At 61.1% G+C, this 19,421-nt stretch carries 18 protein-coding genes; 11 read left to right on the forward strand and 7 right to left on the reverse strand.

What is annotated here, in order from left to right; all coding sequences use genetic code 11:
• The first annotated feature begins 50 nt into the window (after positions 1-50).
• A complete protein-coding gene (gene dnaE, locus F4V58_RS03950; protein ID WP_075733549.1) occupies positions 51-3,620 on the forward strand; it encodes a DNA polymerase III subunit alpha in 3,570 nt (1,189 codons plus the stop codon).
• A gap of 127 nt (positions 3,621-3,747) precedes the next feature.
• Here the strand turns inward: dnaE and F4V58_RS03955 are convergent, their stop codons facing one another.
• Positions 3,748-4,383 carry a hypothetical protein gene (locus tag F4V58_RS03955; RefSeq protein ID WP_084559675.1) on the reverse strand — a complete coding sequence of 212 codons (636 nt, stop codon included), beginning with the start codon at positions 4,381-4,383 and terminating at the stop codon, positions 3,748-3,750.
• A 235-nt stretch (positions 4,384-4,618) separates the two neighbouring features.
• On the opposite strand from F4V58_RS03955, the gene ilvA reads away from it, so the two are divergent.
• From ilvA to F4V58_RS03975, 4 genes are read left to right on the forward strand one after another with little or no spacing between them, the layout of a single operon-like run.
• On the forward strand, positions 4,619-5,914 hold the full coding sequence (gene ilvA / locus F4V58_RS03960; protein ID WP_075736483.1) for a threonine ammonia-lyase IlvA: 1,296 nt from the start codon (positions 4,619-4,621) through the stop codon (positions 5,912-5,914).
• Entirely contained in the window at positions 5,914-6,546 is a 633-nt protein-coding gene (locus F4V58_RS03965) for a YigZ family protein (RefSeq protein WP_075733551.1), read from the forward strand. The genes ilvA and F4V58_RS03965 overlap by 1 nt, the downstream gene beginning before the upstream one ends.
• A gap of 5 nt (positions 6,547-6,551) precedes the next feature.
• Positions 6,552-6,785 carry a hypothetical protein gene (locus F4V58_RS03970; protein WP_075733553.1) on the forward strand — a complete coding sequence of 78 codons (234 nt, stop codon included), beginning with the start codon at positions 6,552-6,554 and terminating at the stop codon, positions 6,783-6,785.
• Positions 6,785-7,174 (forward strand): RNA-binding S4 domain-containing protein, encoded by a 390-nt coding sequence (locus tag F4V58_RS03975; protein ID WP_075733555.1) that lies wholly within the window; start codon positions 6,785-6,787, stop codon positions 7,172-7,174. The genes F4V58_RS03970 and F4V58_RS03975 overlap by 1 nt, the downstream gene beginning before the upstream one ends.
• Here the strand turns inward: F4V58_RS03975 and F4V58_RS03980 are convergent.
• The 5 genes from F4V58_RS03980 to F4V58_RS04000 all read right to left on the reverse strand — a co-directional run bounded on the left by F4V58_RS03980 (position 7,171) and on the right by F4V58_RS04000 (position 13,053).
• The gene (locus F4V58_RS03980; RefSeq protein ID WP_075736485.1) at positions 7,171-8,151 is read right to left on the reverse strand and encodes a GTP pyrophosphokinase; all 981 of its coding nucleotides are present in this window, start codon (positions 8,149-8,151) and stop codon (positions 7,171-7,173) included. The two genes, F4V58_RS03975 and F4V58_RS03980, sit on opposite strands and share 4 nt — an antisense overlap.
• A gap of 40 nt (positions 8,152-8,191) precedes the next feature.
• Positions 8,192-8,788: a hypothetical protein gene (locus F4V58_RS03985; protein ID WP_150385707.1), complete on the reverse strand. Its 597-nt coding sequence runs from the start codon at positions 8,786-8,788 to the stop codon at positions 8,192-8,194.
• Positions 8,789-8,878: 90 nt separating this feature from the next.
• Positions 8,879-10,231, reverse strand: coding sequence for an exonuclease domain-containing protein (locus F4V58_RS03990; protein WP_075733559.1), 1,353 nt, complete (start codon positions 10,229-10,231; stop codon positions 8,879-8,881).
• A 24-nt stretch (positions 10,232-10,255) separates the two neighbouring features.
• On the reverse strand, positions 10,256-12,412 hold the full coding sequence (gene glgX, locus F4V58_RS03995) for a glycogen debranching protein GlgX (RefSeq protein WP_075733561.1): 2,157 nt from the start codon (positions 12,410-12,412) through the stop codon (positions 10,256-10,258).
• Between the two features lie 83 nt (positions 12,413-12,495).
• Positions 12,496-13,053: a TetR family transcriptional regulator gene (locus F4V58_RS04000; protein ID WP_075733563.1), complete on the reverse strand. Its 558-nt coding sequence runs from the start codon at positions 13,051-13,053 to the stop codon at positions 12,496-12,498.
• A 255-nt stretch (positions 13,054-13,308) separates the two neighbouring features.
• Here F4V58_RS04000 and F4V58_RS04005 point away from each other — a divergent pair, with 255 nt between their 5' ends.
• Together F4V58_RS04005 and F4V58_RS04010 are read left to right on the forward strand one after the other, a co-directional pair.
• Positions 13,309-14,001 (forward strand): hypothetical protein, encoded by a 693-nt coding sequence (locus tag F4V58_RS04005; RefSeq protein ID WP_150385708.1) that lies wholly within the window; start codon positions 13,309-13,311, stop codon positions 13,999-14,001.
• A gap of 31 nt (positions 14,002-14,032) precedes the next feature.
• Positions 14,033-14,560 carry a hypothetical protein gene (locus F4V58_RS04010; RefSeq protein ID WP_075733567.1) on the forward strand — a complete coding sequence of 176 codons (528 nt, stop codon included), beginning with the start codon at positions 14,033-14,035 and terminating at the stop codon, positions 14,558-14,560.
• Positions 14,561-14,614: 54 nt separating this feature from the next.
• Here F4V58_RS04010 and F4V58_RS12470 read toward each other — a convergent pair whose 3' ends face one another.
• Positions 14,615-14,764, reverse strand: coding sequence for a hypothetical protein (locus F4V58_RS12470; RefSeq protein ID WP_157105758.1), 150 nt, complete (start codon positions 14,762-14,764; stop codon positions 14,615-14,617).
• 152 nt (positions 14,765-14,916) lie between these two features.
• On the opposite strand from F4V58_RS12470, the gene hisD reads away from it, so the two are divergent.
• The 4 genes from hisD (at position 14,917) to F4V58_RS04030 (ending at position 19,420) form a co-directional block, all read left to right on the forward strand.
• Complete coding sequence (hisD, locus tag F4V58_RS04015; protein WP_075733568.1) at positions 14,917-16,245, forward strand: histidinol dehydrogenase; 1,329 nt, start codon at positions 14,917-14,919, stop codon at positions 16,243-16,245.
• 3 nt (positions 16,246-16,248) lie between these two features.
• Positions 16,249-17,355, forward strand: coding sequence for a histidinol-phosphate transaminase (locus tag F4V58_RS04020; protein WP_075733569.1), 1,107 nt, complete (start codon positions 16,249-16,251; stop codon positions 17,353-17,355).
• 1 nt (position 17,356) lies between these two features.
• A complete protein-coding gene (hisB, locus tag F4V58_RS04025) occupies positions 17,357-17,962 on the forward strand; it encodes an imidazoleglycerol-phosphate dehydratase HisB (protein ID WP_075733570.1) in 606 nt (201 codons plus the stop codon).
• A 177-nt stretch (positions 17,963-18,139) separates the two neighbouring features.
• On the forward strand, positions 18,140-19,420 hold the full coding sequence (locus F4V58_RS04030; protein ID WP_342743303.1) for an MFS transporter: 1,281 nt from the start codon (positions 18,140-18,142) through the stop codon (positions 19,418-19,420).
• The last annotated feature ends 1 nt before the right edge of the window (position 19,421 follow it).

The following is a 19,421-nucleotide window of genomic DNA, read 5'->3' on the forward strand; positions in this document are numbered from 1 at the left end:
CAGACTGGACTATACCCCGTGGGAGTTGACGCGGGCGCTAGAATTACCCCATGGCCAAAAATTCCTCCTTTGTACACCTGCACAACCACACTGAATACTCCATGCTAGACGGCATGGCGAAGGTGGATCTGCTCGCGGAGGAAGTCTCCCGGCAAGGTATGCCCGCAGTGGCCATGACCGACCACGGTAACATGTACGGCTCCAACGCCTTCTACCACGCCATGGTTGCCGCGGGCGTAAAACCCATTATCGGCATTGAAACCTATATGGCGCCCGAGTCCCGTTTCAACAAAAAGCGCTTAAAGTGGGGAACCCCGGACCAGAAGCGAGATGATATTGCAGGTTCCGGCACCTACCTGCACCAGACCATGCTGGCGGAAAACGCCACTGGCCTACACAACCTCTTTAAGCTTTCTTCCCTGGCCTCCTACGAAGGCCAAGTGGGCAAGTATGCGCGCATGGACGCGGACTTGGTGGCTGAGCACGCGGACGGGATCATCGCCACCACTGGCTGCCCCTCCGGGGACGTGCAAACCCGCCTGCGCCTAGGGCAGTTTGACCAGGCACTCGAGGCCGCAGCCATGTGGCAAGACATCTACGGGCGGGATAATTACTTCCTTGAGCTAATGGACCACGGCCTAGATATTGAAAAGCGGGTGCGCGACGAGCTGCTAGAAATTGGCCGGAAGCTGGATCTGCCGCCCCTGGTGACCAATGACTGCCACTACGTCCTGGAGTCCCAGGCCCGCGCGCATGAGGCCATGTTGTGTGTGCAAACTGGCAAAACGCTCATGGACACCGACCGGTTTAAGTTTGACGGTACCGGCTATTACGTCAAAACCGCGCAGCAGATGCGCGAGCTGTGGGATGACACGGTGCCCGACGGATGTGACAACACCTTATGGATTGCCGAGCGCGTGCAAGACTACGGGGAGATCTGGGAGGCACACCCGCACGACCGCATGCCCATCGCGGACGTCCCGGAGGGGCATACCCCCACCTCGTGGTTACACCACCAGGTGATGGAGGGGCTACAAGATAGGTTCCCGGGCGCGGAGGTTCCGGAGGACTACGTCAAGCGCGCTGAATATGAGATTGAAGTCATTGATATGAAGGGCTACCCGTCCTACTTTCTCATTGTGGCGGAGTTGATCAAGCACGCGCGCAGCATTGGTATCTGGGTGGGACCCGGCCGTGGTTCGGCTGCGGGCTCCTTGGTGGCTTACGCGCTGACCATTACCAACATTGACCCGATGGAGCACGGCCTGCTCTTCGAGCGTTTCCTGAACCCCGAACGCCCCTCCGCACCCGATATCGATATCGACTTCGACGACCGCCGGCGCGGGGAGATGATCTCCTACGCCGCCAACCGCTGGGGTGAAGACAAGGTGGCCCAGGTCATTACCTTTGGCACGGTGAAGACCAAGCAGGCTATCAAGGACTCCGCCAAGGTCAACTACGGCCAGCCGGGTTTCCAGATGGCGGACCGGATAAACGGCGCGCTGCCTAAGGCCGTGATGGCCAAAGACATACCTCTGTCCGGCATTATGGACCCGGAACACCCGCGCTACCAGGAAGCCAATGAGGTCCGGCAGCTCATTGAGACGGATCCAGACGTCAAGCGAATTTATGAAACCGCTCGGGGCCTGGAGGGCGTCATCCGCCAGGCCGGCGTGCACGCGTGCGCGGTGATTATGGCGTCCGTGCCGCTGATGAACCACATCCCCATGTGGAAGCGTCCCGCCGATGGCGCCTACATCACCGGCTGGGACTACCCCTCCTGTGAGGCCATCGGGCTGCTGAAGATGGACTTCCTGGGGCTAAGAAACCTCACCGTCATTGGCGACGCCATGGAAAACATCAAGCGCAACCGCGGCAAAGAGATCAACCTCGAGGACTTGCACCCGGACGGGGAGGGCATGGAGCCCGTCTATGAGTTGCTGGGTCGCGGGGATACCCTGGGAATCTTCCAGCTGGACTCCGGCGGCATGCAGGAGCTGCTCAAGCGCATGGGACCCACGGGGTTCAACGATATCGTGGCGTCCTTGGCGCTCTACCGCCCAGGCCCCATGGGCGTGAACGCGCACATGGATTACGCGGACCGCAAGAACGGGCGCAAGCCAATTGTTCCCATTCACCCGGAGTTGGAAGAGCCCCTCAAAGAAATCTTGGGTGAGACTTACGGCCTGATCGTTTATCAAGAGCAGATCATGGAGATCTCCCGTAAGGTGGCCAACTACACCGCCGGTGAAGCAGATGGTTTCCGTAAGGCCATGGGTAAGAAAAAGCCCGAAGTCTTGGCCAAGGAGTATGACAAGTTCTGGTCAGGGATGCAGGACAATGGTTATTCCAAGAGCGCCATGGACTCCCTCTGGGGGACCATTGAGCCCTTTGCTTCCTACGCGTTTAACAAGTCCCACGCCGCCGGTTACGGGCTGGTGTCCTTTTGGACGGCCTACCTCAAGGCCTTCTTCGCGCCGGAGTACATGGCAGCGCTTTTGACCTCCGTGGGGGATAAGAAGGACAAATCCGCGATCTACCTGGCCGACTGCCGGCACCTAGGAATTAAGGTACTGCCGCCCTCGGTCAACGAATCAGAGCTGGATTTCCAGGCCGTTGGGGAAGACATCCGCTTTGGCCTAGGCGCTATCCGCAACGTGGGTAAAGAAGTGGTTGATTCGATTGTCTCCACGCGCAAGAAGAAGGGCCTATTCAAGAATTTCTCCGATTACCTGGACAAAATTGAGCTGGTAGCCTGCTCGAAGCGTGTGACCAACTCGCTGATTAAGGCCGGTGCCTTCGACGACCTGGGCCACCCGCGCAAGGGGCTGTTGCTCATCCACGAAGACGCCGTAGACTCCGTGCAGAGCGCGAAGAAGGCCATGGACAAAGGGCAGTTTGATCTATTCGCGGGCCTGGGCGGCGGCGCTGATGACTCTCCGTCCCCGTTTGCCATTGAGGTCCCGGATGAGCATTGGGATAAAAAACATCAGCTGACCTTGGAGCGCGAGATGCTGGGGCTCTATGTTTCCGCGCACCCGCTGGATGGGTATGAGTCCGCTTTGGATGAGCAAACCAATACTCCGCTGACCAAAATCCTGGCAGAGGAAGTCCACAATGGCCAGGAAATCATCATCGGTGGGATTATTTCTGCCGTGGATAGGCGGCAGTCCAAAAAGGACGGATCACCGTGGGCAATCTTGACCATCGAGGATTCCGATGGCGCCCAGGTGTCCATCATGGTTTTCAACAAGGTCTATGCCCTGGTCGCTCCCCAGATCGTGGAAGACAATATCATCTTGGCCAAGGTTAACGTGAAGATCCGGGATGGACGTTTGTCGCTGTTTTGCTCGGATCTCCGCACTGCGGACCTGGGGCCGGGGGGCGGTGCCGGAGTGCCGCTACGGCTCAATATGCGTACCGAGCAGTGCACCCTGGAAAATCTGGCCAAGCTCAAGCAGGTGTTACAAAACAACGCCGGTGATTCCGATGTCCACCTCACGCTGGTGCACGGAGACCAGTCCACCGTCATGGTTTTGGGCGAGCACCTCCGGGTGGAGCGTAGCGGCAACCTCATGGGGGATCTCAAAGCCACCATGGGGGCGGGGATCCTGGGCTAGGGCGCGGACCGGCGCTCGGGTTGGGTGCCGGACCGCGCCTTAAAAACGCACTACAAAAACGCACTACGCGGCCCACCACCAGTTGGTTACCGGAGGGTGGGCCGCGCAAGATTGCTGGAGAAGCTTCTTAAAGCTTGATGCCGGCGCCGGCGAGTGCGTCGCGGATTGGGGACAGGATCCCGGGGTTGAACTTGGCAACAACCGCCAACGCCTGGATGAGGCCGCCCACGAGAATTGCCATGAAGCTTAGCCACTCGAAGGCTTCTTCCATCTCTGGGCTGGATTCAGCGGATTTGGCCCACTCAGGGAACTTCACAGGAGTCTTGGGCTTGGTCTCACCAGGTTTAGCTTTTGCGCAATCGGGCAACTTGGGCATTCCGGATGAGCCGTAGCCACTGATAGCTCCGAATACCAGCTCCTTGGGGCCAATGAAAGAAGACCCCGCAGTGCCATCATCTACCGCCTTCTTGTGGTCGGCGTAAGCTTTGTCAACTTCCTCTTGGCACTTCTCTGCTGCGATTTCCTCCGGGGTCTTTTCCTTTGGTTTTTCGGTGGTGGTCGGCGCGGGGGCCTCGGTAGTAGCGGAAGGGGATGTGGTAGTCGGGTTGTTGCTCGAGCTGCCAGAGTCAGAGGAACCGGACTGCGCGGCGGCGGTGGTTGGGGTTTCCTTGGAGCTTTGGGCGCTAGCGACCACGGGGGAAACGGCTGCTAGGGCGGTGGTGGTTACAGCAACGAGTGCTAGGGAGAGGCGACGTGTGCGCATGAGTGAGAACTCCTAAGTAGTTAAGGTCTGACAACGTGAAAGCCCAGGGCTCACGCTACAGGTGACCCCTCGAATGTATCAGTTGTTCAGGGGTTTGTTAACTTGCTTGGCAAATTTTACGTCCGAGTGCTTCAATCGCGGGCACTTGGTGTGGGTTTGGTGGAGTGAAATAGGAATTCGGTCGACACATAGGTATTTAGTAGCAATGCGGGTTTCAATGGTTAAATGGGTAGCTATGATCGACAACAAAAATCTCAAGAACTTCGAGCCCATTCATGCCTCCGACATCCAGCAGGCCCAAGCCCGAATTTCCTCTGAGATTGCCCCAACGCCGCTACAATTTTGCCCGCGGCTGTCCCAAGACACCGGCTTCCAGGTATTCCTCAAGCGCGAGGACCTGCAAGACGTGCGCTCTTATAAGATCCGTGGGGCACTTTTTGGCATCACCAACTTGACCCCGGAGCAGCGGGGCAGCGGGATTGTGACGGCATCGGCGGGCAACCACGCCCAGGGTGTCGCCTACGCTTGCCGCACCATGGGCATCGACGGTCGCATCTACGTCCCGGAACCCACGCCGAAGCAAAAGCGTGACCGCATCAAGGTCCACGGCGGGGACAAGGTGGAGCTCATCGTTACTGGGGCCAATTTCGATGAGGCCGCGGCGGCCGCGCACAAGGACGCCCACGACACGGGGGCCATCGTCATCGAGCCTTTTGACGCGCGCGACACCGTTACCGGGCAGGGAACGGTGGCGGCGGAGGTAGTCTCCCAGCTTTCCGCGATTGGTAAGTCCTTGGACACCATCGTGGTCCCGGTGGGCGGCGGGGGCCTGGCCGCCGGAATTACCTCCTACCTGGCGGATATGTCCCCGCACACAGGGATTGTAGGCGTAGAGCCTGCAGGCGCGGCATCGTTGACCGCGGCTTTTGCCGCCGGGGGCCCGGTGACGTTGGAGACGGTAGACCCCTTCGTAGACGGTGCTGCCGTCAAACGCGTGGGCGACATCCCGTTCCAGATCCTGGCCGCTAACACCGACCGCCTCCAGTGGGCCACGGTGTCCGAAGGTTCGGTGTGTACGGAGCTTCTGGGCTTGTACCAAAACGAAGGGATCATCGCTGAACCCGCCGGAGCGCTGTCCGTGGCGCAGTTGCGAGAACTAGACCTCGCACCAGGTGCAGTGGTGGTGTGCGTGATTTCCGGCGGTAATAATGACGTTCTCCGGTACAACGAAATCATGGAGCGCTCCCTGGTCCACCGGGGTCTCAAGCACTACTTCCTGGTGAACTTTCCGCAGGAGCCGGGGCAGCTGCGCACGTTCCTCACGGAAATCCTGGGTCCCAACGACGACATCACGCTGTTTGAGTACCTAAAGCGCAACAACCGGGAGACCGGCGCGGCGCTGGTAGGGCTAGAGCTTGGCAGCGCGGGGGACCTGCCGGGGCTTTTGGACCGAATGGCGCAGTCCCGGATGAACTGCCAGCACCTGCAGCCGGGCACCCCGGAGTATGACTACTTGGTAGCCTCCAAGTAATGGAGTCCTATCAACGCCCGGCGGCCAACCAGGTGGTCGAGCATGAGATTGAGATCAAGCGGTCCCGGTTCATCACCTTGGTAGCGCGCGCCACGAATGAGCAGGAAGCGCGTGAGTTTATCGATGCCGCCCGCACGCGCTTCCCGGACGCGCGGCACCACTGTTCGGCATACATCTATCATGTGGAGGACTCCAACCCGGTAGAACGGTCCTCTGATGACGGCGAACCTTCCGGGACGGCGGGAAAACCCATGCTTGATGTAGTCAAGGGCTCAGGAATGTTGGACATCTGCGTGGTGGTTGTCCGCTACTTTGGCGGCATCAAGCTGGGCGCGGGAGGCCTGGTCCATGCGTACAGTGGAGCGGTGAGTGAGACGGTGGAGAAGGTCCGTACGGTCACGCGCGCGAAAAAGGAGCTCTACACCGTGGAGCTCTCGCATGCCGATGCCGGCAAGATCGAAGCCGAACTCCGCGGCCGCGGCTTCGACGTCGTGGACACCGACTACGGCGCGCAGGTCACCTACACGGTTGCGGTTGCCCCGGGCGGCCGGGCGGGCCTGGACGCGGAGCTGGCCGCCTTGAGCCAGGGCGGTGCGCAGTCCCGCAAGGCCGGCATTTCGTGGGTAGAATAACACCCATGACTATGCAACGACGCCCCAATAATCCCATTGCCAAACGCAAAGCTGCGGTGCGCGCGCACGCGCGGCGCGGCGTTATCTCGGTAGCGGCGGGAACCGGCGGCGGCATTGCGTTGGCGCTCCTGGCCGGGGCGTGGACGCCGCTGATAGTCGGGTTTATCATCGCCGTTGCTGGCGGTGGGTATAGCTGGATGCAGATCCAAAAGATCGTGAACCACAAAGATAATTACTAGTGGCGGCGGTGCAGCCGGGTGGAAAGCCCGTGAGGATTGACGCGTGGGTGTGGGCGGTGCGGATGTTTAAGACCCGCAGCGAGGCCGCAGACGCGGTGAAAGCCGGGCACGTGAAAATTGGCGGCAAGGCCGTCAAGCCCGCGCAGCAGGTAGTGCCGGGGGACCGGGTGCGGGTGTGGCGCAACCACCACGAACATGATCTAGAGGTGCTGGCCACGGTGGCTAAGCGCGTGGGAGCCCCTGTGGCCAGAACGTGTTACAAAGACCACGCCCCGCCACCGCCGCCACGCCCGTTTATGCCGGTGGTGGCCAAGCGGGAACGTGGCCAAGGCCGGCCTACTAAGAAGGAGCGGCGGGAAATGGAGAAGTTCCGCGGCGGGGTGCGTTAGCCGGCGGTTATCAGCTTAAGCCGGCGGCCCAGCTGCCGGCGGCGGTCAGCGCGGTCGCCTAATTTCGCGGTCTTGGTAATGTGTTCGCGCCCAAACTTGGCCAACAACAGGTCATCGAGTAGGCGGATTTGCCCCGGCTGAGTGCGGTAGCGCATGGTGGCGTGGAGGCGCTTGATCTCTTTGTCGTCCAGGAGTTCCTGGATGGCGGATAGGCTATCGAGCCCGTGGGCGTCCAGGAGTTCTTCTAAGAAGCGGTAGCGGTCCGAGCGTGAGCGCGGGTAGGTATCTCCCAGCAACATGGCCAAGACGCCTGGGAGGGTATCGGCGTTGATGGACACGTTGGCCGGCGCGGCGGTGTTGGTACTCATGAGCTTGGCTATGTCATCAAACTGCTGGTCCGCCAGCTCAATCAGGCCGGCGGCCAAGGTGAACAGGCGGTCAACTTGCGGGGTGGGGGGCTTGGGGCCTTGTTTGTAACGGATGTCGTGTTCGAACTCCGCCCAGGCGTGCTGCAGCACGGTGCGCAGTTGGATTTCAAAGCGGAGGCCCTCGTATTCCGCTAGTTCTTCTACCTCACGGGTTACTTGGCACACCAGGTGGTGGGAACCATAACCAAATCCCCCGGAGATGCGGGTTTCTGCCGCCTTGTCCACCGAGCGCACGATGTCAAAGGATTGGCTGAGCACCTCGATGACGGTGGGGATGACCGTGGAGTGATAGACGGTAATCCGCGCGCCCACCAAGTCGTTGATGTCCTCCCATGGGTGGGGGTACATCAGCCGGCCGTCTTTTTTCTTCTTGGCCTTGGCCTTCAGCGACGGCCAACCCTTGACTCGGGTGGCCACGCGGTCGTAGACCACGCCGGCGTCATCGAGCAGGTCTTCGATGGCATCAGAAAATTCCGCAGCTGCCAGCGGGTGCTTGGTAACCCAGTTGTGGTAGCGGTTGCTCAGGTGGGAGATGGAGTGTTCTGGCACGGGGCGGCGCACCTGCCTTCTTGGGCTTGGGGGACTGGGGCTAGATGGGCTTAGGAAAGCCGTTAGACCATACTAGTGGTTTCCGTGCCAGTCGGGGAGCCAGGGGGTCAAGTGCCTCTTCTGCTTGGGTAAAGAGCTGGTACGCCTGCCGGGGCGAGGCCACCACTGCGGTGAGGGTCTTGGTCCCCGGGGCGAAGTATATTACGTTGGTCGCGCGCAGCAGAGAGCACACGTGATTGTGAAAAATTTCAAATAGTTGCGGGTGGGTAAGCCACGCGCTAATCGGTGCCCCGCAGCCCCGAAATTCCAAACCGCCCAAATTCTCCCTGGTTCCGAATTTGATGCCGCGTTCGGTGAAGGCGGCAGTAGCTACGTTGAGCCCGGCGGCGTCCCAGGCCTCGCGAACACCCAGGTTAGCTTCGGACAACGCCCGGTAGCTGAGGAAGGTGCCGTCCGCAGTTGTTAGTGCGACATCTAACCCCGAACACAAGGCCAGCGAGGCCACGGAGTCATAAAAGCCGTCGTCGCTCAGCCGGGGCCGGGCGTCGCGGCCGGTTGGCCGCAGGACGGGCCGCAGCGTTTTGCGTAGGTTATCTGCCGGTGCCGCAGTGTGGTTTTCTTCTAGTGCCAGCGTCATGGTCACAAAGTCCCCCCCGGAATATGTGTGTGGTGAATACTTGTCAACTACATAGACTGACTCCGGGGCGCAATGGTTCCCTGCTGCGGGTTAAAAAGGCGGTTGGATGTCTTCCTCGGCCGGAATGAACAGGTCCAAGGTCTCAAAGAGCTGCTCTTTGCTCCACAGCGCGATGTCTTGGCCTTTGGCTATCAGTTCTTCGGCGCGTTTTTCCTTCGACGTTTTAGTAGCCCACGTGCCCAGGACCAGGACGGTGGTTTTCTTAGTAACTGACTTGCCCACCTTAGCGCCCTGCTGGGCGATGGCCTCCCAGATAGCACCCTTGTCAAAGGGGGCAAAGTCACCGGTTAGCGTCACGTTTTGGCCAAAAAGAGGCCCTTGGGGGTCGGCGTCTAAGTTGGCTTCCGGGATCTTGGACGGGGTGGCCACCGCGTCCCAGGGGGCGGGTTGGTTGCGCGGTGGGGCCGGCTTTTTGGCTGCCGGGGGATCGCGGAAATCGGTGCCCGCGCCGGTATCGGCAGCACTAAGCGGGGCCGTGTGCTGCCTGAGTACCGGGAACACTTGGCTTTCGGACACGCTGCCCAGCACGAATCCCCGGGCGGTGAAGAGGTCCGCGATGGAGCCTTGGTGCCCATGGGTGGCGGCGAGCGCGGTGATGATGGCGCCTGCGGCCCGGGCGTCCTCGGTGGCGTCGTGGTGAGTAAAATCCGCGGCGCCCACGGCCCTAACCACGGTGGGCAGTTTGTGGTTTTCGACCTTGATTGCCCCGGCGCGGGAGGCGTCGCGGGCTAGCGCCAGCGAGCAGGCCATTTTAAGATCCGGCACCGGTTGCTGGCTGGCGCGGCACGCCAGGCGCAGGGCGGAACCATCGAACTGGGCGTTGTGGGCCACCACGGTGTCGCGGCCAATAAACTCCACGATCTCCGCCAGCACCTTAACAAAGGGCGCAGCGTCCGCGACGTCCGCGGGTCTGATGCCGTGGATGGAGATGTTGACGTCCAGGAATTTATCGAGTCCCGGCGGGGGAGTGCACAGCCAGGTGCGGGCCGCAGTTTCCTGGCCGGAGCGAAAGCGCACGGCGCCCACCTGGCAGATGGACCCCCAGTTGTCGTTGGCGGTTTCCACGTCCACGGCGGTGAAATCCAGCCCGGGGATGGCTGCGGCGGAAAGCTCTCCGCGCTGGGCGGCTGCGATGAGATCGCGCGCCGCCTGCGGGGAGGACCCGGGGGCAAACCGGATTACCACGTCCGCAGCGTCGCTGCGCGAGATGGCTAGGGTACCAAACGTGGCAGCACCTGGCTCCGTGTGCTCCAACCCGGTAATGGACTCCAGCGCAATGTCCAGGCGCTCGGGGCACCCCAGTGACCGCGATAGCTGAGAATGCTCGACTATCAGGGTGGTTTTGGTGGCGGTCAGGGTGGCCCCATGGGCGGCAACGAACACGGTTATTCCTTCAGTGACGGGGGTTTACTCGAATTCCGGCGGTGCGGTTTGTTTGAGCACCATTGTAGTGCGCCCCAGAACCTCTAGGGTGCCTTCGGCGTCAATCAGGGCCTCGTGATCGGGGTAGCCGCCGGCATCGGAGGTATCAACGACCAGCTTCCACTGCGCGCCGAAGTGCTTGGGAGGCAGCGTGAATTCAATCGACTCATGGTGGGCATTGAAGATGAGAATGAAGGAATCATCCTCAATGTGTTGGCCGTGCTCATCGGTCTCCGTGATGGCGTCTCCGTTGAGGTAGACCATAAGGGAGCGGCCAAAGTGGTGGCCCCAGTCGTCTTGGGTCATAAGCTTTCCGGAGGGAACCATCCAGGCGATATCGCGGTCCCGGACGTCTGCGCCCAGCGGGCCGCCGTCTAGGAAACGGCGCCGGCGGAAGACCGGGTGGTTGCGCCTGATGTTGATGAGCCTTTGGACAAACTTGTGGAAATTGGCGTTTTTCTCCCGGTCGAGCAAGGACCAGTCCATCCAGGAAAGCTCGTTGTCCTGCGCGTAGACGTTGTTGTTACCGTGCTGGGTGCGGCCGAACTCATCCCCGTGGGCTATCATCGGCGTGCCCTGCGACAACAGCAGGGTGGTCATGAAGTTGCGCATCTGGCGGCGGCGCAGCTTCAGCACATCTTCGTTGTCGGTGTCGCCTTCCTCGCCGTGGTTCCAGGAGCGGTTGTGTGATTCCCCGTCGCGGTTGTCCTCCCCGTTGGCGGCGTTGTGCTTTTCGTTGTAGCTCACTAGGTCCTTGAGCGTAAAGCCATCGTGTGCCGTGATGAAGTTGATAGACGCGGTGGGGCGGCGGTCGTTGTTGCCGTACAGGTCAGAGGAACCGGTCAGCCGGGAAGCAAACTCGCCCAGGGTGGAGGGCTCGCCGCGCCAGAAGTCGCGTACGGTGTCGCGGTACTTGCCGTTCCACTCGCTCCAAATCGGTGGGAAGTTGCCCACCTGGTAGCCGTCGTGGCCAATATCCCAGGGCTCGGCGATGAGCTTGACCTGGGAGACCACCGGGTCCTGCTGGACCAGGTCAAAGAAGGTTGCCAGTTTGTCTACGTCGTTAAGCTCGCGCGCGAGGGTAGCGGCCAGGTCAAAACGGAAGCCGTCAACGTGCATTTCTTCCACCCAGTAGCGCAGGGAATCCATGATCATCTGCAGGGAGTACGGATGGCGCACATTGAGAGAGTTTCCGGTGCCGGTGTAGTCCATGTAGTGCCGGGCGTCCCCGTCGACTAGGCGGTAATAAGCAGCGTTGTCGATGCCCCTAAAAGCAATAGTGGGGCCCAAATGGTTGCCCTCAGCAGTGTGGTTATAGACAACGTCCAAGATAACTTCCAGGCCGGCGTCATGGTAGGCGCGGACCATGGCCTTGAACTCCGCGACCATCTCCCCGGGATTCTGGGCGGCCGCGTATTCGGTGTGGGGAGCAAAGAAACCAAAGGTGTTATACCCCCAGTAGTTGCGCAGCCCCAGCTCGCGGAGCCGGTCATCCTGAAGGAATTGGTGCACGGGCATGAGCTCCACGGAGGTTACGCCCAGGTCTTTGAAGTACTCGATGATAGCGGGGTGGGCCATACCCGCGTAGGTGCCCCGGATCTCCTCTGGCACCTCAGGGTGGGTCTGGGTCATACCCTTGACGTGGGTTTCGTAGATGACCATCTCATTGTCCGGGATGTTGGGATGGCGGTCGTTTTTCCAGTCAAAATACGGGTTGATGACGGTGGACAAGCGCGTGTGCCCCAAGGAGTCTTCGGTATTGCGGCCGGTGCCCGGAGGTTGGGAATGAATGTCATAGGAATACAAAGAAGCGTGGCCGTCAAATTCACCGTCAAAAACGCGGGCGTAGGGGTCCACCAACAGCTTGGAAGGATCACAGCGCAGGCCGTTTTCCGGATCGTAGGGGCCGTGGACACGGTAACCGTAGCGCTGTCCGGGGCCAACGCCCGGAAGGTAGATGTGCCACACGTAGGCGTGGACCTCGGTGACAGGAATACGGGTTTCGTTGTTGTCTTCGTCAATTAGGCAAAGCTCTACCGCCTCGGCCACTTGGGAAAAGAGGGCGAAATTGGTGCCGGCCCCGTCGTAGGTTGCGCCTAGCGGGGAGCGGTGGCCGGGAAGCGTGGTTATGTTTTTGCTCATGGTGGAACAGCCTAACCCAAGTCAGGGGGATTGTGGTTTCACGCGGCGCGGGGCGGGGATAATTCAAACCTTGGCGCTAGACCCTAGTCACCGCGGCCAGTGGCCACCAGACCAGCGATAATAACCGCAACCCCGTGCTTGAGTTCTGCTGCGCCGGCGCTGGCGGTGGTGGCGGCAGGGGCGGCATCGGCAGCCTGGGCGTGCTGTAGCTGGTGCCACGCTTGCTCCATGGTGGTAGCCCCCAACACCAGGTGCGCTATGGCGCGGGCCCCAACTGCGGCGGAGGGCGCGGGGATTCCCAACTCGGTCAGCGGACCCGCGAATGTGGTCACGAGCTGCTCCCACGTGTGATTGCCCGGCTGGGACAGTCCGGCGGTAACCACCTCCGCGCCGTCACGGTGGGCGAGCAAGCACTCGCGCAGGCTCAGCGCCAGCTCGTGCGGGGTATCCCCACTGACCGGATAGATAATTTTGTCCGCCAAGGCCGCGATGAGCGCCTGCTTGTTGCTGATGTGCCAGTACAGCGCGCCCGGTGCCACACCCAAGTTGCCGGCTATCCGGCGCATGGTTGTGTCCCCCAAGCCGTATTCATCCAGAATGTCCAGGGCGGTAGAGATTATTAGTTCGCGGTTAAGGTGCACACCACCGAGTCTAGTCAGAGCTACACCACCCGATGGCGGACACCCCTGGACAACAGTCACGTGGAACCGGCACGAAGTTCACAGGTTATTTTCAAGATTTTAAGAATCTTTGGAAAGGAGTTGGCGTTAGAGTTGGCTAACGTAACTGTTTGAGCCGCCATCACCTCCCTGAGAATTAGGGCTGATGTTAAAGGTATGAAACCTGTTCGGTTATTATGGTTTAGAAAAATATTCACCAATATGTTTGGAGTTATCTTGTCTTTTCGCACCCCTGCCCGGAAGTCCGTTATCGCTCTGGCTCTGACGCTGCCGTTGGCCCTTGCTGCTTGCGGAAACTCAGATGACGCTGAGGACGCACCGCTTACCTCAACGACCACCGCCGTGAAGTCGTCTACTAAGAGCTCCGAGAAGGCCCCGGAGACCACTGAGACCACCACCAAGAAGGAGGAAGAATCCTCCAAGAAGGAAGAGCCTGCGCCTCCAGCGCCCGCCCCTGCGGAGCAGGAAGCCCAACCTGACGTTCCGGCAGAGACCCTGGCTAACCCCGTGGAAAACGGCCTGCCTCCGGTCGCACCCCAGCCACCAGTTGATGGCGGACAGCCCGCGCCACAAGAAGTGGTTGACCAACTTCATGGCCTAGTCCGCGGCATCTACGCACAGAATTCCTTGCGCTCTTTCACCGGCTACATCCCGCAGCACACCTGCCAGTCCATTCTTGCTAATCAGCCGCCAGAGCTGGCCAATCTTGACCTGAACCAGATTCCAGACATCCCTATGACCCAGATGGTTCCCGGCTGGGGAGAAAACAACCTGCTGGGTCTGGACAACGTTCTGCTCAAGGGCGACGAAGCCTCCGCGCTGGTCACCGTTAAAACCCCGGAGGGAGAAGATTCCTCCACCATGCGCTTCCGCAAGGAAAACGGCACCTGGACTTTCTGCCAGAGCTAGTAAACCAAAGCTTGCGTAGCAGCCAGACCTAATGTTGGCATTCCCACAACTTTTGCCCCGCGCCGTTGGATTCGGCGCGGGGTTGTTGGCGTGCGCGCTGGTCTTTTACTCAGCGGCGGGTGCCTTGTGGGGGCTTAACCGGCCAAGATTAACCGGGCACGCGACGCCAACAGTGAATGGCGGTGCCCAGATTGCCATTGACACAGTGGCCAACGTCCAGTTCGCATCCTTTGGTTGGTTCGTGATACTTACCGCAGTCCCAGCCCTGGCGCTGGGCCTGCTGGCCTTCGCGCGGGGGCGCGATTCCCGTGGGGTGGCTATGCTGCTGTGGTCCGGCGCGGTTGCTTTAGCCGGCGCTGCGGCTTTTTACGTATTCGGCTCCGCGACCGCGCCGGAGTTAGAGCCGGGTGCCAGGGGCGCAATTTCCTGGGTACCGGCTTTTAGTCCCGGAGTGGGTTTCGCGGCCGCACCTCTAGCAGCGATGACCTCCTATTGGTCCGCGGCGTTTGTCAGCGCGGAATCCGCTTGGCCGGCCACGGCCCCCGCGCAGCCTAGCTAGGCCGCGCCCCCGGGGTGATGCCGGGGCTGGCCTAGCGTACTGCGGAGCTGACGCTCAGATACCCCGGCGCACTAGGGGCCAGGCGGTGGCGGCGTTGATAGCGGTGCCCGGTGCGAGCCTTTGCAGGTGGGACGGACCCACTGGGGTTGTCTTTACGTCCTCTGATTCCGGGTCCCGTTTCCGGCGGTGGGTTTCCTCGCTCATGTGGCGTTTCAAAGCTCTCGGCTTTGTTCTTCCCCTTACCCTGCGTCCCGGCTTTTGGCCGCTATTTGACCCCGCCTTGTATAAGATAGGCCAAGTATGAAAATCGGTCGGAGTGCAGAAAAGGTCCCGTCCCGGGAAAGTTGAGGATTGTCATGTTGAGGTATACGGATTTGCGCGAAAAGCAGCTGAGTCTGGCGGCTATCCGCCGGGCATTGCCGCGCGGTGGCGTCGACGTGGCCAGCGTGTCCGCGACGGTGGAGCCGATTGTCGCGGCTGTGCGTGACAGGGGCGCGCAGGCGGCGCTGGATTACGGGGAGAAGTTCGATGGCGTGAGGCCGGAGGGTATCCGCGTGCCCCGCAAGGTTTGCGCGGACGCCGCCGCAGCCCTTGACCCGCAGGTGCGCCAGGCAATCGAGGAATCTATCCGGCGCGTACGCCAGGTCCATGAAGACCAAAAGCCACAAGAACACACCACGCGGCTGGGGCCGGGGGCGCAGGTGACGGAGATCTTTGCGCCCATCGAACGCGTGGGTTTGTACGTCCCGGGCGGCAAGGCCGTCTACCCCTCCTCAGTGATCATGAACGCGGTCCCCGCGCAGGCCGCCGGGGCACAGTCCACCGTGGTGTGCTCCCCGCCGCAAAAAGACCACGGCGGTTTGCCGCACCCCACCATCTTGGCCACGTGCCACATCTTGGGCGTAGATGAGGTGTGGGCGGTGGGCGGCGCACAGGCCGTCGCGCTACTGGCCTACGGTGATGACAATCCCGGCTGCGGGGCTGGCCCCCTCGATCCGGTGGACATCATCACCGGCCCCGGCAATATTTTTGTCACTGCGGCCAAGCGCGCGGTGCGCGGGGTAGTGGGCACGGACGCGGAGGCCGGCCCTACCGAGATTGCCATCATCGCTGACTCCACCGCCAACCCGGTATTCGTGGCCTATGACTTGATTAGCCAGGCGGAACATGACCCGATGGCGGCCAGTGTGTTGATTACCGACTCCCCGGAGCTGGCCCAGCGGGTAGACGCGGAAGTTCAGCGCCGCTACCAGGTCACGGCCAACGCCCAGCGGGCGGAAGAAGCCCTGCGGGGTGAGCAGTCCGGGATAGTCCTGGTTGATGGAATTGACCAGGCAGTGGCGGTGGCCAACGCCTACGCCGCTGAGCACCTAGAAATCCACACTGCCGATGCCCCCGCCGTGGCACGCCGCATATCCCACGCCGGCGCCATTTTTGTGGGCGAATATTCGCCAGTGCCGCTGGGGGACTACTCTGCAGGCTCCAACCACGTCCTGCCCACCTCCGGTACCGCCAGGTTTTCTGCGGGGCTGTCAACCCACACCTTCTTGCGCCCGGTTAATCTCATTGAATACTCGCGGGAGGGCTTGGCGGAGATCGCCCCGCACATTATTAATTTTGCCGACGCTGAATTCCTGCCCGCCCACGGGGAGGCCATCCGCGCGCGATTCGAAGGAGAACTCTAGCCAATGAAAACGGTGGAACTACAAGACCTGCCGCTGCGCCCGGAGCTGCGCGGGCAATCGCCCTACGGCGCGCCGCAGCTGCAGGTGGCCAACCAGCTCAACACGAACGAAAATCCCTATTCACCCAGCCCTGCCTTGGTGGCCGACCTGGTGGCGGCAGTGGAGGATTTGGGCGCTAGCCTCAACCGCTATCCGGAACGCGACGCCGTGGAGCTGCGCACGGCGCTGGCACGCTACTTCAGTGGACAGACCGGCGTGAGCGTGGGAGTCGACAACGTCTGGGCGGCCAACGGATCCAATGAGGTACTACAACAGCTGCTGCAGGCCTTTGGTGGGCCAGGCCGCACGGCGCTGGGCTTTGGCCCTAGCTACTCCATGCACCCCATCCTGGCCGCGGGCACGCAGACTAAATTCATTGATTGCCCGCGGGGGGAAGATTTCCGGATTGATGAGGTGCGGGCGCTAGAAGCAGTCCACACCCACCAGCCGGACGTGGTGTTTATCACCACGCCCAACAACCCCACCGGGGACGTCACGGACCTTGCTCTGATTGATAAAATCACCGCGCTGGCTCCGGGCATAGTGATAGTGGATGAGGCCTATATGGAATTTTCCCCGAGCCCGTCTGCGGCCACGCTGCTGCAAAAGTACCCGGGCAAGCTGGTGATTTCGCGCACCATGTCCAAGGCCTTTGACTTCGCGGGCGGGCGGCTAGGCTACTTCGTGGCCAGCCCTGCCTTCGTGGAAGCAGTCATGCTGGTGCGCTTGCCATACCACCTGTCCACGCTGTCACAAGCGGCCGCTATCGTGGCGCTAAACCACAGCGCTGACACGCTGGCTACCGTGGCCAAGTTGGCCAAGGAGCGCGACCGCGTCTCCGCCCAGTTGCAGCAGTGGGGATTTGACGTAGTTCCCAGTGAGTCCAACTTTGTGTTCTTTGGCCGCTTTGCCAACCAACACTTAGTATGGGAGAAGTTCCTAGAGCGCGGGGTCTTAATCCGCGACGTTGGCCAGCCGGGCTTCCTGCGAACCACCATTGGTGTGCCCGCCGAAAACGACGCCTTCCTGGCAGCCGCAGAAGAAATCCACAACTTGAAGGACGAAAGCTAAAATGACAACCACAAGGGTAGCCAGCGCTTCCCGGGAAACCTCCGAATCTAAAATAACGGTGGAGGTCAACCTGGACGGCACCGGGAAAGCAGACATCTCCACTGGGCTGCCGTTTTTTAACCACATGCTTACCGCATTGTGCGTCCACGGCAGCTTTGACCTCACAGTCCGTGCAGAAGGAGACATAGAGCTTGACGCCCACCACACCGTAGAAGACACCGCTATTGTCTTAGGCCAGGCACTGGCCCAAGCGGTGGGGGACAAGTCCGGCATCCGCCGGTTCGGATCCCAGCTCCTGCCCATGGATGAAACCCTGGTTGAGGCCGTGGTTGATATCTCCGGGCGCGCCTACTTTGTGATGAACGGCGAACCAGAAAATATGCAGTGGCAGGTCATCGGAGGGCACTACGCCACCGTGATTAACCGGCACTTCTTTGAAACCCTGGCCGCGCACGCCGCCATCACCTTGCACGTCAACGTCCGCTACGGCCGGGACCCGCACCACATCACGGAGGCCGAATACAAGGCCGTGGCCCGTGCTCTGCGTCAAGCCTATGAGATGGATCCGCGCACCTGCGGAATCCCTTCCACCAAGGGAGCCCTGTAGCGGTGTTCCTGGGAGTGTGGGTCCTATTCCTCCTGGCCGGCCTCTTAGTGGGGGGCGCCTGGGCGGGATATCAAAACGAACAAAAAGGTCTAACCGTAATGGCTGCTATCTTGGCAACAGTAACCTTTGCCGCCGCCATCGCGTGGATGATTTCAGAAATGGGGAGTTAATTTTATCGTGGCAGATCTCACCGGGACCGGCGTAGCTCAGCCGAATACGAGCTTGTGGAAGATACCGGGATTTGGTGCCACCATGGCCGCCGTGATGGCGGCCTTCGGTGCCTGGTCCCTACTCCTTCCGCTCCTACCCCTCGCGGTACTCGAATCCGGCGGCTCCTCCGGCCTGGCCGGCGCGACCACCGGAGTATTTATGGCCGCCACCGTTGGCACCCAGGTCTTTACCCCCTGGATGCTGCGCAAGTGGGGCTACAGTCCGGTGATGGCGGCATCGGCGTTTATGTTGGGCGCACCAGCCCTGGGGCACATGCTGGGCATGGAGGCGTGGCAAGCGCTGCTGTTTTCCGGGCTTCGCGGCGTAGGCTTCGGCGCGCTGACCGTGGCCCAGGCGGCCTTCGTCGCTGAACTGGTACCCCTGCGGTTTTTAGGCAAGGCCACCGGTGCCTTGGGCGTGTGCATTGGCCTAGCGCAGATGGTCTTCTTGCCGCTGGGCCTGGCAATCTCTGATATTTGGAGCTTTGACGTGGCATTCATTGTCGCCTGCGTGTTTGGCGTCTTTGGCATGGTCATGTGTCTACCCCTACCTCGGCTTAAACCCAACGCCATGGTTGACGACGCGCTGGAAAAGGCAGCCGACGCACCCAAGCAGGTGTCCATGTGGAAGCTGGTGTTAGTCCCCGCGCTGTCGGTGACCACGCTGTCTATGACCTACGGCCTGGTGTCTTCCTTCCTACCCGCCGCCGTGCGCTCCATCGACCCCGGTTCCGGGGCGGTCCTGGGCGGCATCATGCTATCAATCGTGGGCGGCTTTGCCATGGTCTCACGCTACGTGGCCGGCGTGGTGGCTGACCGCAGCGGCAAGCCGGACGGCTTGACCATCCCCGCCCAATTTGCGGGATTTTTCGGGGTGATGTTCCTGGCCGTGGGACTGTATATGGGCTGGTCCGTGTGGGCGCTGGCTATCGGTGCCGGGATCTTTGGCGCGGCCTTCGGCGTTATCCAAAACGAGGCCCTGCTGTCCATGTTCGCCCGCCTGCCGCGCCACCGCGTCTCAGAAGCCTCCGCCGTGTGGAACATCTTCTACGACGCCGGCACGGGGCTGGGCTCCGTGGTCCTGGCCGTGCTTATCATCGGGGAAAACTACGCCCCGGCCTTTGCAGTGGGCTCCCTGGTCATCCTCTCCGGCGTGCTGATGACCGGCCTGGACTCCTACCTGGGCGCACACCGCGTCGCGGAATACGACAACATCAAGACGCGCCTAAAGCGGTTGCGTAAGCTATAAG

This window comes from Corynebacterium phocae, assembly GCF_008693075.1.
In the GTDB taxonomy this organism is placed as follows: Bacteria; Actinomycetota; Actinomycetes; order Mycobacteriales; family Mycobacteriaceae; genus Corynebacterium; species Corynebacterium phocae.